The following is a 12,148-nucleotide window of genomic DNA, read 5'->3' on the forward strand; positions in this document are numbered from 1 at the left end:
GGTTCCGGCGTGCTGACGGTTGCCACGGTGAATGTGAACGGGATCAGGGCGGCCTTCCGCCGCGGGATGCAGCCGTGGCTGGACGACACCGATCCGGACGTGCTGCTGATGCAGGAAGTCCGGGCGTCTGACGACGTACTGCGCGAACTCCTCGGCGGCGACTGGTTCATCGCGCACGCCGAGCCCGCGATCGACGGGCACAAAGGCCGCGCCGGAGTTGCGGTGGCGAGCCGTCGGCCGATCAAGGACGAGCGCGGCGAGCTCGGTCCGGAGAGGTTCGCCGGGACCGGACGCTGGGTCGAGGCGGATGTCGTCCTGGAGGACGGAACGACGCTGACCGCGGTGAGCACGTACGTGTTCACCGGCGAGTTCGAGACGCCGCCGCGCCAGGAGGAGAAGTACGCGTTCCTGGACGCGATCACCGCCCGCCTGACCGAACTGCGCGCCGACGGCCGGCACGTGCTGATGTGCGGCGACCTCAACATCGCCCATCGCGAGGAGGATCTGAAGGCCTGGAAGGCGAACCGCAAGAAGAGCGGCTTCCTGCCCGAGGAGCGCGCCTGGCTGGACCGCCTGTTCGGGGCCGGTTGGGTCGACCTCGGCCGCCGGTTCGGCGGCGAAGGACCAGGTCCGTACTCGTGGTGGTCCTGGCGGGGCAAGGCGTTCGACAACGACGCCGGCTGGCGGATCGACTACCAGATCGCCTCCCCTGAGCTGGCCACGACGGCCACGAACTGCGTCGTCCACCGCGCCCCGACGTACGCCGAACGCTGGAGCGACCACGCTCCCGTAGTGGCGACGTACGACGTCTAGCCCTGCCCGCGTTTACCGTGGCGCCATGGCTGATCCCGCGTTCGTCCTGCCCACCCCAGACGTCGCCCGCACGACGCACGAGGGCCTCGAGCTCTACCTCCCGACCAGCACGGAGCCGGCGCCTGCGGTCCTGCTGATCCACGGCGTGCCGTACTCCGCCGAGGGGCGACCGCTGCCGAGCGCGTGGAATATCTACCAGGGCTACGCCAGTCAGCTCGCCGACCGCGGCTGCGTCGCCGCTGCCGTCGATCACAGTCCCGACGGACGGCCGGACGACGAACGCTCCAACGCGGCGCTGGCGAAGGCGATCGCGGCCGTCCGGGCCTACCCGCGGGTGGACGGCGGCCGTCTGGCGCTGTGGTTCTTCTCCGGCAGCGGCCCTCTCGCAGCACCGTTCCTGCAGAACCCGCCGGAGTGGCTCCGCTGTGTCGCGCTGACGTACCCGGTGCTGGGCGACACCGAGCTGGTCACAGTTCGGGGCGTGCACCCGGTCGAGGCAGTCAAGGGCGCACGAGGGCTATCGGTGGTGATGACCGTGGTAGGGCATGAGTTGGCCGACGTAGCGCCGACTCAGCCGCCGTTCATCGACGCGGCGCGGGCGGCCGGGGTGAGGCTCGAGGTGATCGAGGCGCCCAACGGCCGGCACGGATTCGACGTACTCGATCACACCGATGAGTCGCGGCAGGCGGTCGGTTCCGCGCTGGCCGCGGTGAGCGCCTCGGTCCACGCTTAGCCGCCGTGCGGTGGCGCGGGTAGTCTCGCGGCATGTCCGAGACTTCAGCTGTCACGCCGCCGGTTGCTGCCCGCAAGCCGGTCGAGCGGGTGCATCACGGCGATGTGTTCGTCGACGAGTACGAGTGGTTGCGGGACAAGACAGACGACGAGGTGCTGGGGTACCTGCGCGCCGAGAACACCTACACCGAGGCCCGCACGGCGCACTTGGAATCGTTGCGGGAGGCAATCTTCAAGGAGATCTCGGACCGGACGCTGCAGACCGACCTGAGCGTTCCGGCGCGGCGCGGCGGGTACTGGTACTACTCGCGCACGATCGAGGGCAGCCAGTACTCGCTGCACTGCCGGGTCAAGGTCGACGGCGACCAGCCGCCGGCGACGGACGGCGCGATCGCCGGCGAAGAGGTGATGCTGGACGGGAACGAGGTGGCCGGCGACTCCGAGTTCTTCTCGCTCGGCACGGTCGACGTGTCCCCCGACGGCCGCCTGCTCGCGTACTCGGTCGACCTCAAGGGCGACGAGCGGTTCACTCTGCGGATCAAGGATCTGGCCAGCGGCGAGCTGCTGCCCGACGAGCTGCCTGAGGTGCACTACGGCTCGGCCTGGTCGGCCGACGGATCGACGATCTTCTACACCAAGGTCGACGACGCCTGGCGCCCGTACCAGGTCTGGCGGCACACCCTGGGCAGCGCGGACGACGTGCTGGTGAAGGAGGAGCCGGACGAGCGGTTCTGGGTCGGCGTCGACCTGACACGCAACGAGCAGGCGATCATGATCGCGCTCGGCAGCAAGCTCACCAGCGAGGTCTGGCTGCTCGACGCGAACGACCCGACCGGCGAGGCCGTCGTGGTGGCACCGCGGCGCGAGGGCGTCGAGTACGACGTCGAGCACGCCGGCGACCAGCTCCTGATCACCCACAACGCGGACGCCGCCAACTTCTCGCTGGCCTCCGCGCCGCTGGACTCCCCCGGCGACTGGACCACGCTGATCGAGGGCGACGAGACGAGCCGCCTGCTCGGCACCGACGCGTTCGCCGACCACGTCATCCTCTACCGGCGCCGCAACGCGCTGACCGAGCTGGCGATCATGCGCCGTACCGACGGCTCCTTCGGCGCTCCCGAGGTGCTGGAGTTCGACGAGCCCATCTACACCGTCTCCCCCGGGCGCAACGACGAGTGGCACGACACCCGGTACCGCTTCGGCTACACGTCGCTCGTCACGCCGGGTTCGACGTACGACGTGGACGTCGCGACCGGTGAGCGGCGACTGCTCAAGCAGCAGCCGGTGCTCGGCGGCGTGGACCTCACGGCATACACGCAGTACCGCGAGTGGGCGACCGCACCGGACGGGACGCAGGTGCCGATCTCGATGGTCGCGCGCAAGGACGTCGCGAAGGACGGGAACGCACCCGTCGTGCTGTACGGCTACGGGTCGTACGAGTCGTCGATGGATCCGTGGTTCTCGATCCCGCGGCTGTCGCTGCTCGACCGCGGCGTGGTGTTCGCGATCGTGCACGTGCGGGGCGGCGGCGAGCTCGGCCGGCACTGGTACGACGACGGCAAGATGCTCACCAAGCGGAACACCTTCACCGACTTCATCGCCGCCGCGGAGCACCTGGTCGAGGCCGGCTGGACCAGGCCCGAACGCATCGTCGCGCAGGGCGGCAGCGCCGGCGGGCTGCTGATGGGCGCGGTCGCGAACCTGGCGCCGCAGGCATTCGGCGGAATCGTCGCGGAGGTCCCGTTCGTGGACGCGCTGACCACGATCCTGGACCCGTCGCTGCCGCTCACGGTGATCGAGTGGGAGGAATGGGGCAATCCGCTCGAGGACAAAGCCGTCTACGAGTACATGAAGTCCTACTCGCCGTACGAAAACGTCACCGCGCAGCGCTATCCGCGCATCCTGGCGATCACCAGCCTGAACGACACCCGGGTGTTCTTCGTCGAGCCCGCGAAGTGGGTGGCGAAACTCCGCGCGACCGCGACCGGTGACGCCGACGTACTACTGAAGACCGAAATGGAAGCCGGCCACGGCGGCCGCAGCGGGCGGTACGACGCCTGGCGCGAGGTCGCGTTCTCGCTGTCGTGGGAGCTGGACACGCTCGGCCTGAGCTGAAAGGGATGGAATATCTGTCCCTGGGCGTGTGTTGTGCAACACATCCAGGGACAGTTTTCTGGACGGATTCTCAGGTTCGGCGCGGAGTGTCGGGCCTGATACTTCGGCAAAGCTGCCGGACACCGGTTTCCACGGCGGATTCGCTGCCGGGAACTCTCAGGGAACCTTCAGGGTGTTTACACACTGGTACCGGAATCTTGAACCCTACTCGAGCGTTGCTCTCCATGTAACGACGAAGGGAGTTTCGGTGGCTCGCATGGCTCGTGTCCGGTCCACGGACGACGGTATCGACGGCAAGGACAGTGTAGGTCTCTACCTCGAAGAGATCGCGCGCACGCCTTTGCTGACGGCTGAGGAAGAGGTCGAGCTCGCTGAGACGGTCGAAGCAGGACTCCTCGCGGAGCAACTGCTGGCCGAGGGGCGGGTTGGACGTAAGAAGGGCGGAGCGCCCAAATATGCGACGGAGGAAGAGCTGGAGTGGCTGGCCGAAGCGGGCCGGCGCGCGCAGCAGCGGTTCGTGACCGCCAACCTCCGGCTCGTGGTGTCGATCGCCCGCCGGTACGGGCGGTCCCAGATGCCGCTGCTGGACCTGGTCCAGGAGGGCAACACGGGGCTGATCCGCGCGGTGGAGAAGTTCGACTACAGGAAGGGTTTCAAGTTCTCGACGTACGCGACCTGGTGGGTGCGGCAGGCCATCACCCGCGGTATCGCGCAGCAGGCCCGGGTGGTCCGGCTGCCGGTGCACGTGGTGGAGCAGCTGAACCAGATCGGGTCCGCGCGGCGCACGCTGGAGCGCAAGCTCGGGCGCGAGCCGGAGATCGAAGAGATCGCGCTGGAGCTGGGCCTGGACCAGGAGCGGGTCACCGAACTGATCCGCATCGGCCGGGACCACATCAGCCTGAACAGCCCGGTCGACGACGAGGGCGAGACCTCGCTGGGTGACCTGATCGCGGCCGAGACCGCGCCGGGTCCGGACCAGCTGGTCGCGGACGCGTCCGACCGCTCGGGCCTGTTCAGCCTGGTCGACCAGCTCGACCCGCGGTCCGCGGACGTGATCCGGCGCCGCTACGGCCTGCACGACGGCCGCCAGGCCAAGCTGGCCGACATCGGCGCGGTGCACGGCATCTCGGCGGAGCGAGTCCGCCAGATCGAGCGCGAGGCGCTGGGCCGCCTCCGCCTGATGGCAGACCCGACGCTGGCCGCGTAACGCCCCACTCCGAAACCCCTCAGGACCCCCGAGCCGCGATCCGGCCCGGGGGTCCTTCGGTAGGTAGGGGTCAGTTCCAGCTGTCGATCAGCGCCGGCAGCTCCGACAAGCGCTGGATCGTGGCATCCGGCGTACCTTCGGTGTGGCCGATCTGCTCGGTCGGGATCGCGCTGTGCGGCAGGTGCGCGGCCCGCATGCCGACGTTCTGCGCGCCCCAGACGTCGTCGAACAGCCGGTCGCCGACGAACAGGCAGCGTGACGGCTCGGACACACCTACCGCCCGCATCACGGCCAGGAACGCCTCCGGGTGCGGCTTCGTGTGCGCGATCTCGCTGGTGTAGACCGCGCCGTCGAGCAGCTCGTGGACACCGTCCCGCGCGAAGATCGCCTCGTGCCGCTGCCGGGGCCAGATCGTGTTCGAGAGCACGCCGACCTTCAGCCCCCGCGCGCGGAGCTCCCGCAGCGTGTCGAGCGCGTCCGGCTCCAGCTCGGTGTGCGGGTCCCACTGCCGGTCGTACTCCGCCTGCGCCGCGGGGTTCATCACGACCTCGGCCAGCGTGCACACCTCTTCAAGAGTGCTGCTGAGATGCTCGTCCCGGGAGCGCCGCCAGATCGACCCTTCGGCCGCCACGAGCCGGGCCGCCAGCTCGTCGGCCTGCGCCTCGTCGAGGACCGTGGCGACGGCTCGCCAGGTCTCGCGCAGGTCGATGTCGTGCCAGGTCGCCAAAGTGCCGCCCCAGTCGAACAGGACGGCCTCGATCTTCACGTTCGTCACGCGGCACAGCCTGCCAGAGCTCGCCGACAGTTCTCGCCTGCTTTTCGACACTGCTCAGCTGACATCTCAGCTGACATCTCAGCTGACTCTGGCGACCTGCTGGCGCTTGGCCAGCCAGGTGATCGCGAAGGCGTAGAACGCCAGACACGGGATGTCCGAGGCGAGCAGCGTCCACGGGGCGCCGCCTTGCTCGGCCCACCCGGACAGCTGACCGGTTGCCGCAGGCAACAGGAAGGCGAGCAGGTTGTTCAGCGCGTGCAGCGCGATCCCCGCCTCCAGTCCCCCGGTCCGGATCGTCAGCCAGCCGACCGTCAGCGCGAACAGGAAGACATCCGCCATCGCCCACCCGGTGTACCCGTGCGCCGACACGAAGGCCGCGCCACCGATGACGATGCCGGGCCACGGCGAACGGAAGATCGTCCGCAGCCAGCGCGCCCTGCCGTTCGGGTTGTCCGGTCCGTACGCGCCGACCGCCTGGATCAACCAGCCGCGGAACATGAACTCCTCGGCGGCCGACTGGAACGGCACCAGCAACAGAATCACCAGCGCCGGCACGACGAACGCGCCGAACCCGATCCACGATCCGTCGTCGTTCCCGATCGCGTCCTCGGGCGGGAAGATCGCGTCGACCAGAACACCCATCGCGTAGGTCAGCACGAGGTACCCGATGGCCGGCACGCAGCAGAGCGCGAGCCAGCGCCAACGGATCCGGTTCAGGACCGAGGCGACGCTCCAGAACGGACGGCGCTGGACGACCCACGCGGCCAGTCCGACGCACGGGGTGAGAATGCCCAGCATCACCAGCGTGACCGCGAGATTCTCGGTGTCGCTCGGGAAGATGTCCGACCCGCTCGGCGTCGGGATCGGTCCGGCGAAGGCGCGGTGCGCGATCGTCCAGGCGACCACCACGCCGGTCGTCAGGAACAGCACGAAGGCGCCGAGGAGCAGTGTTCCGACCAGGGGGCGCCACCACGCGTGCTTCGGCGTACGCGCCAGCCGGTGGAACGGCGTACCGGACGGGGCGGGGATGATGCGGGGCTCGCGGTAGGCGTACTGGACCGGGTACGGCGGCGGCGCTCCCCACTGCTCTGGGTACGGGCCGGGGTGGGGCGGCGGCGGTGGGTACTGCCCCGGCTGGGAGTATGGGCCCGGTTGCGGTTGGTGTTGCGGTGGCGGCCCGGGCTGTTGCGGGTCCATGACTGGACTCTAGAAGATCGGGCCAAGCAGACGGAGGGAGAACACGGTGGTCACTGATCCGGCGCCGGAAACGTCCAGGTCGACGGATGCGCTGCCGCAGTCCGTGCTGATGCCGCTCAGCGGCTCGGCCATCTTCCTGGTCGTCGAGGTCGAGCCAGGCGGCGAGGACCGGACCCGCGACCTGCTGGAGCGGATGAGCGGCCTCGTTCGCTCGGTCGGCTTCCGCGTGCCGGGTGGCAACCTCTCGTGTGTGACTAGCATCGGCTCGGACGTCTGGGACCGTCTGTTCAGCGGGCCACGACCGGCCGAGCTGCACCCGTTCGTGGAGCTCAAGGGCGCGACCCACCACGCGCCGGCCACGCCGGGTGACCTGCTCTTCCACATCCGGGCGTCCCACCAGGACCAGTGCTTCGAGCTGGCCGGCCAGATCATGAACGTCCTCGACGGCGCCGCCAAGGTCGTCGACGAGGTGCATGGCTTCAAGTACTTCGAGATGCGCGACCTGCTCGGCTTCGTCGACGGCACCGAGAACCCGGCCGGGTCCGACGCCCAGGCCGCGGTCCTCGTCGGCGACGATGACCCCGACTTCTCCGGCGGCAGCTACGTGATCGTGCAGAAGTACCTGCACAACCTGAAGGCCTGGAACGCGCTGACCGTCGAGCAGCAGGAGATGGCCGTCGGCCGGACCAAGCTCGACGACATCGAGTTCCCCGACGCCAAGAAGCCTGCCAACGCACACATCGTGCTGAACGTGGTCGAGGACGAGGACGGCAACCAGTTGCAGATCCTGCGCGACAACATGCCGTTCGGCACGATCGGCGCGCAGGAGTTCGGCACCTACTTCATCGGCTACGCCAAGACGCCGGCGGTGACGGAGCTGATGCTCCGCCGGATGTTCATCGGGGTGCCCGAGGGCACCCATGACCGGCTGCTCGATTTCTCGACCGCGGTCACGGGCGGCCTGTTCTTCACACCGACCTCGGACTTCCTCGACGACCTGCCGCCGGCGCCCTGAGGCTCACTCGCCGTTCAGCGGCGGGTCGAAGTAGTTCGCCCAGCTGTAGTTGACCGGGTCGCTGAACGTGCCCGGGACCTTGCCGAGGCTGTTGATCACCGTCGCGGTGCCGTTGGCGTGGCCAACGGCGTACAGGTACGCCGAGCCGGTGTCCTTGTCGACGCCGAGCAGCAGCGTGCCGTACTGACCGCAGCGCGTCGTCAGCAGCGACTCGAAGCCCTGCCAGGTGCTCGTCCGCACTGCCTTGACGACAGGCTTCATCGGCGAGCTGAGCGGGATCCGGATCGTGTACAGCGCCCCGCCGCGAGTCGTCGCCAGCAACGTGTCGTACGTCGACGTACGACTGATCAGCGCGACTGCCTTCACCGACGCGAACCCGGGGTACGAACCCGCGGCGCGCCAGGCAGACTTGCCGTTGACGTCGCTGACGAACCAGCGGTAGAGCACGCCGTCATTGCGGAGGGCGTACGTCCGGTAGCTGCTTCCGCCGTCCGACGACCACGACTTGTTCAGGGTGCGGAAGTTGCTCCAACCACCGCCGATGCGGTCCATATGGTTGCTGACGATCTTCCCGCCGCTACCCGTCTCGACGAGCATGGCGCCGTCGTACAGGACGCCGCCGGTGACGACTGCGCCGTAGAGCGCGGTGTCCTCGCCGTTGTCTCCTTGGTCGTTGTCCCAGACCCACTCGCTGCTCAGGGCGACGGTGCCGGCGAACGGCTGTTTGGCCATCGTCTCGATCGGATTCACCGAGATCGGCGAGGTGGCCTGGACGTACTTCTCGAGGAAGTCCTTCCCAGCGGTCACCGAGCCGGCCCCGATGGCGCAGGCGGTGGCAGTGGCGGTTGTGGCAGTGGTGGTCGTGCTAGCAGCCGGCGCGGCGGACGCCGGACCGATGCTCGTGAGGACGGGACCGGCCAGCAGTAGGCCGGCCGCCGCCGCAATCATCTTTCGCATGTTCATTCCCCCTTCGGTGCTAAGTTTCGCTCAATCTCCTCGATGCAGGTGTCACTTCGAAAGTTGTGAAAGCCAACCTGTCGGTGCCATGGGCCAGACTGGATTCATGTTGCTCACCGAGGTGGTCGAGACGTCGGCCGCGCTGGCCGGGACCCGGTCGCGGCTGAAGAAGGCGGAGTTCATCGCCGGATTGTTGTCCAAGGCCACAGAACCGGCCGGGATCGAGATCGTCGTGACGTACCTGTCCGGCGAGCTGCGACAGCGGCGCACCGGCGTGGGCTGGCGGACGTTGATGGACGCGCCGGAGCCGGCCGCCGAGCCGTCGTTGACGGTCGAGGAGGTCGACCAGGCTTTTGCGGAGCTCGCCGAGATGTCGGGAGCCGGCGTGCAGGCCCGGCGGCGGGCGGCCGTGGATGCGCTGTTCGGGCGGGCGACGGCAGAGGAGCAGCAGTTCTTGCGTCAGCTCGTCGGCGGGGAGCTGCGGCAGGGTGCGCTCGACGGTGTGATGGCGGACGCGGTGGCGCGGGCGACCGGGATTCCGCTGGACAAGATCCGGACCGCCGCGATGCTCCGCGGGGCGGCTGCTCCGGTCGCGGTCGCCGTACTGACCCAGGGTGAGGCGGGGTTGGCGCAGTTCGGCCTGGAGGTCGGGCGTGGGGTGCAGCCGATGCTGGCGCAGTCGGCGACCACGGTCGCGGAGGCGCTGACCAAGACGGGGACGCCGGCCGCGCTCGAGTGGAAGCTCGACGGGATCCGCATCCAGGTGCATCGGGACGGGGACGAGGTCGTCGTCTACACGCGGACGCTCGACGACATCACGACGCGCGTGCCGGAGGTGGTGAGCGCAGTGCTTGCCCTGGAGGCGCAGCAGGTTGTCCTCGACGGTGAGCTGATCGCGTTGCGGGCGGACGGGCGGCCCGAGCCGTTCCAGGTCACCGGGTCGCGGACGGCGACGCGTGCGGCGACCGGTCCGGAGTCGGTGCCGCTCACGCCGTACTTCTTCGACATCCTGCATCAGGACGGTGACGATCTGCTCGGGCTCGACGGCGCCGCACGGCACGAGCGCCTGGCGAAGCTGGTGCCGGAGGAGCGTCGGGTGCCGCGGTTGGTGACCGACGACGCAGAGGCAGGACAGGCGTTCTTCGCTGACGCGGTGCGGCGGGGACACGAGGGTGTCATGGTGAAGTCGCTGACGGTGCCTTACGAGGCCGGTCGGCGCGGGTCGGGCTGGGTGAAGGTCAAGCAGACGCACACACTCGATCTGCTCGTGCTCGCGGCGGAGTGGGGCCACGGGCGCAGGACGGGCTGGCTGTCGAACCTGCACCTCGGCGCGCGTGACGAGGAGACCGGCGAGTTCGTGATGCTCGGGAAGACGTTCAAGGGCCTGACCGACGAGTTGCTCCGCTGGCAGACCGAGCGCTTCCAGGAGCTCGCCGTACGGCGGGACGACTGGGCTGTCTACCTCCGGCCGGAGGTGGTGGTGGAGATCGCGTTCGACGGCGTGCAGACCTCGCCGCGATACCCGGCCGGCATGGCGTTGCGGTTCGCCCGGGTGATTCGTTATCGCAAGGACAAGCGGCCCGCCGACGTTGATACGGTGCAGACCGTGCGTGCGATCCACGCCGGTCCGGACCTGGCGGAAGAAGGTTTGCGTGATGAGTGAGGACCCCGACGTCGTGTCCCGGCGGATCGCCCGCGAGTCCCTCGAGCGCGACGACCCGACCGGCTGGTTCGAGCACCTGTACGCCGCTGCCGCGGAAGGATCGGCGGTCGTCCCGTGGGACCGCGGTACGGCGCACCAGTTGCTCGCCGACTGGGTCGACGAGTCGCAACCAGACGGCGCCGACAAGACCGCGCTGGTTGTCGGCGCGGGCACCGGCTGGGACGCCGAGCTGATCGCCGACCGTGGGTACGACACGACCGCGTTCGACATCTCCCCCAGCGCGATCGAGGCGGCGCACCGCAACCACCCGGGCTCCAAGGCGCACTACATGGTCGCCGACCTGCTGGCGCCTCCGGCCGACTGGCATCGCGCGTTCGATCTGGTGGTGGAGATCTACACGGTCCAGGCGCTGCCGATCCACCTGCAACCGACTGCCGTCCAGCAAGTCACCGAGCTGGTCGCGCCCGGCGGCACACTCCTCGTCATCGCCGCCGCCCGCCCCGACGACCAACCCGACGCCGAGACCCAAGGCCCCCCGTGGCCCCTCACCCGAGCCACCATCCAGTCCTTCACCGCCCCCGACCTCCACCTCATCCAACTCGACCATTCCCCCAGCCCCGCCGACAACACCGTCCTCCGCTGGCGAGCCGAATACCTCCGCGACTAACCCACCCGCACGACCCACCCCACCACCCCGCGCTACCCCGCGGTGCCCCCGGCACCTCGCCGCCCCCCGTGTCACCACCACCGGCACCCGAACGGACAACCCCTCGTGCTGCTCGTTCTCCCATCTGCACAGGCGGCGAGAAGGAGCAACCCGAGGAGATATCGGTTCGTGTGACCGGAGACATCGCGGCACCACCGACACCAGCGACAGCCCTGCGGCACTCCACCGCCCCACCGGCACCAGCACCAGCACCAGCACCAGCACCAGCACACGAACGGATATCCCCTCGTGCTGATCGTCCTCCCGTCTTCACAGGAGGCGAGCAGTGGCAACGCGAGGGATATCGGCTCGCGTGACCGGGGTGACACGAACGCGGCGGACAGTGGTCGGGTGAGGCCTCGACCCTCCCCTGACGTATCGCGTCACCCGCCAGCCACCGGCCACGGCACCTCGCCGACACCCCGGCACCCCTCGTCGGCACCACCGGCATCACCGGCACACGGCACCAGCACCAGGCACACGAACGGATATCCCCTCGCGGTGCTCGTTCTCCGTCTGCACAGGAGGCCAGAAGGGGCAACTTCACGGGATATCCGTTCGTGTGACCGAGAGGTGACGCACATCGCGGCGGACAGTGGCAGGGTAGGCGGGTGCGTACGTCGGGCAGGGCGAGGCCTCGACCCACTCGACGTATCGCGTCACCCGTCACCCCCGGCGGCACCCCGCGCCTCCCCGCCGCTGCCCGACGTCGGCACATGAACGGATATCCACTCGTGTTGGGCCTTCTCCACCGTTACACGAGGCGAGAAGCCGCAACACCAGGGGATATCCGCTCGTATGACGGGGAAGTGATACGCGTGGCCGCGGACAGTGACTGGGGAGATACGGGTGCGTACTACGGTGGGCGCACGCGGTGGGCGCACGCGGTGGGCGCACGCGGTGGGCGCACGCGGTGGGCGCACGCGGTGGGCGCACGCGGTGGGCGCACGCGGTGGGCGCACGCGGTG

The 12,148-nt window shown here is 69.1% G+C and carries 10 protein-coding genes and 1 pseudogene; 8 read left to right on the forward strand and 3 right to left on the reverse strand.

From position 1 onward, the window contains the following. Positions 1–9 precede the first annotated feature (9 nt). The 5 genes and pseudogenes from xth (at position 10) to ACIA58_RS25585 (ending at position 4,867) form a co-directional block, all read left to right on the forward strand. On the forward strand, positions 10–813 hold the full coding sequence (gene xth / locus ACIA58_RS25565; RefSeq protein WP_396406278.1) for an exodeoxyribonuclease III: 804 nt from the start codon (positions 10–12) through the stop codon (positions 811–813). 25 nt (positions 814–838) lie between these two features. Further along, positions 839–1,546 (forward strand): alpha/beta hydrolase family protein, encoded by a 708-nt coding sequence (locus ACIA58_RS25570; protein WP_396406279.1) that lies wholly within the window; start codon positions 839–841, stop codon positions 1,544–1,546. 32 nt (positions 1,547–1,578) lie between these two features. Continuing rightward, positions 1,579–3,660: a S9 family peptidase gene (locus ACIA58_RS25575; protein WP_396406280.1), complete on the forward strand. Its 2,082-nt coding sequence runs from the start codon at positions 1,579–1,581 to the stop codon at positions 3,658–3,660. A 282-nt stretch (positions 3,661–3,942) separates the two neighbouring features. Then, a pseudogene (locus ACIA58_RS25580) lies at positions 3,943–4,014 on the forward strand (hypothetical protein); the annotation flags it as partial. Further along, positions 3,986–4,867 (forward strand): RNA polymerase sigma factor RpoD/SigA, encoded by an 882-nt coding sequence (locus ACIA58_RS25585; RefSeq protein WP_396406515.1) that lies wholly within the window; start codon positions 3,986–3,988, stop codon positions 4,865–4,867. The pseudogene ACIA58_RS25580 and the gene ACIA58_RS25585, both read left to right, overlap by 29 nt. A gap of 70 nt (positions 4,868–4,937) precedes the next feature. On the opposite strand, the gene ACIA58_RS25590 is transcribed toward ACIA58_RS25585, so the two are convergent. Beyond that, on the reverse strand, positions 4,938–5,642 hold the full coding sequence (locus ACIA58_RS25590; RefSeq protein WP_396406281.1) for an HAD family hydrolase: 705 nt from the start codon (positions 5,640–5,642) through the stop codon (positions 4,938–4,940). A 78-nt stretch (positions 5,643–5,720) separates the two neighbouring features. After that, positions 5,721–6,839 (reverse strand): lysostaphin resistance A-like protein, encoded by a 1,119-nt coding sequence (locus ACIA58_RS25595; RefSeq protein WP_396406282.1) that lies wholly within the window; start codon positions 6,837–6,839, stop codon positions 5,721–5,723. A gap of 46 nt (positions 6,840–6,885) precedes the next feature. Between ACIA58_RS25595 and ACIA58_RS25600 the strand changes: the two genes are divergently transcribed. After that, positions 6,886–7,854 carry a Dyp-type peroxidase gene (locus tag ACIA58_RS25600; protein ID WP_396406283.1) on the forward strand — a complete coding sequence of 323 codons (969 nt, stop codon included), beginning with the start codon at positions 6,886–6,888 and terminating at the stop codon, positions 7,852–7,854. Positions 7,855–7,857: 3 nt separating this feature from the next. Here the strand turns inward: ACIA58_RS25600 and ACIA58_RS25605 are convergent, their stop codons facing one another. Then, positions 7,858–8,811, reverse strand: coding sequence for a hypothetical protein (locus tag ACIA58_RS25605; RefSeq protein WP_396406284.1), 954 nt, complete (start codon positions 8,809–8,811; stop codon positions 7,858–7,860). 106 nt (positions 8,812–8,917) lie between these two features. On the opposite strand from ACIA58_RS25605, the gene ACIA58_RS25610 reads away from it, so the two are divergent. Together ACIA58_RS25610 and ACIA58_RS25615 are read left to right on the forward strand one after the other, a co-directional pair. Further along, complete coding sequence (locus ACIA58_RS25610) at positions 8,918–10,474, forward strand: ATP-dependent DNA ligase (RefSeq protein WP_396406285.1); 1,557 nt, start codon at positions 8,918–8,920, stop codon at positions 10,472–10,474. Beyond that, positions 10,467–11,141, forward strand: coding sequence for a class I SAM-dependent methyltransferase (locus ACIA58_RS25615; RefSeq protein WP_396406286.1), 675 nt, complete (start codon positions 10,467–10,469; stop codon positions 11,139–11,141). The genes ACIA58_RS25610 and ACIA58_RS25615 overlap by 8 nt, the downstream gene beginning before the upstream one ends. Positions 11,142–12,148: the final 1,007 nt, after the last annotated feature.

Origin of the sequence: Kribbella sp. NPDC051586 (genome assembly GCF_044453965.1) — a bacterium.
Classification (GTDB): domain Bacteria; phylum Actinomycetota; class Actinomycetes; order Propionibacteriales; family Kribbellaceae; genus Kribbella.

What these genes read in the sequence shown, in the direction of transcription:
- ACIA58_RS25570 (WP_396406279.1), top strand. Translation starts at nt 839, where the DNA reads ATGGCTGATCCCGCGTTCGTCCTGCCCACCCCAGACGTCGCCCGCACG.
- ACIA58_RS25575 (WP_396406280.1), top strand. Translation starts at nt 1,579, where the DNA reads ATGTCCGAGACTTCAGCTGTCACGCCGCCGGTTGCTGCCCGCAAGCCG.
- ACIA58_RS25595 (WP_396406282.1), bottom strand. Translation starts at nt 6,839, where the DNA reads ATGGACCCGCAACAGCCCGGGCCGCCACCGCAACACCAACCGCAACCG.
- ACIA58_RS25605 (WP_396406284.1), bottom strand. Translation starts at nt 8,811, where the DNA reads ATGCGAAAGATGATTGCGGCGGCGGCCGGCCTACTGCTGGCCGGTCCC.
- ACIA58_RS25610 (WP_396406285.1), top strand. Translation starts at nt 8,918, where the DNA reads ATGTTGCTCACCGAGGTGGTCGAGACGTCGGCCGCGCTGGCCGGGACC.
- ACIA58_RS25615 (WP_396406286.1), top strand. Translation starts at nt 10,467, where the DNA reads ATGAGTGAGGACCCCGACGTCGTGTCCCGGCGGATCGCCCGCGAGTCC.